The sequence below is a fragment of the Pseudomonas sp. 32_A genome, from assembly GCF_017490905.1.
Taxonomy (GTDB): domain Bacteria; phylum Pseudomonadota; class Gammaproteobacteria; order Pseudomonadales; family Pseudomonadaceae; genus Aquipseudomonas; species Aquipseudomonas inefficax.
In genome coordinates this window covers 1-513 of record NZ_JAFGYI010000199.1, presented here as the reverse complement: position 1 = coordinate 513, position 513 = coordinate 1, and the positions used below count along the sequence as shown (strand labels likewise).

Sequence of the window (513 nt, the reverse complement as noted above, 5' to 3'; positions counted from 1 at the left end):
GGCGTACAGCAAGATCATTGAAAAGGGTATTGAGCCTTCCATGAGCGCTCTCGCGCGTCGGGTTGGCGTGAATCAATCAACGATCAGTCGCTGTCTTGGTTATCTGACGTTGCCGCAAAGCGTTCAGGCCCTGCTTGAGAAGAGCCCGAGCCTGATCGGAACCAAGCAAGTCCTGAAGTTCGTGGAGCTCTCCCAGGGGCATGAGGATCTGGTCATCCAGGCTGTTACGGGTATCGGGGAAGGTAGGTTCACACAGGAGGGCGCTGTTCGTTGGGTGCAGTCTGCTATCAATGGTTCCCGAGGGGCTGGGTCCGAGAGCCGGACGCTGTTCTCCAAGGGTAGGCCCCTTGGCAGCATTAAAGTGTCCGGCAGCAAAGTCGAGGTTTCGTGCGTTAAGGGCGTTGACTCGGTGAAACTGGCTGAGTTGGTTTCTAGTTACTTAGAGACGGTCGAGTTGAACTAGATAGCGCCGATGACAAATGCCCGGCTGTGCCGGGCTTTTTGTTTTCTGCA

Annotated in this window: 1 protein-coding gene; it reads left to right on the top strand. The window is 55.6% G+C overall.

The annotated features are described in order from the left end of the window. Nucleotides 1–463, top strand: a 463-nt coding sequence (locus J5M58_RS26275; protein ID WP_207880263.1) for a hypothetical protein, incomplete at its 5' end; no start/stop codon positions are given. Between the last annotated feature and the right edge of the window lie 50 nt (nucleotides 464–513).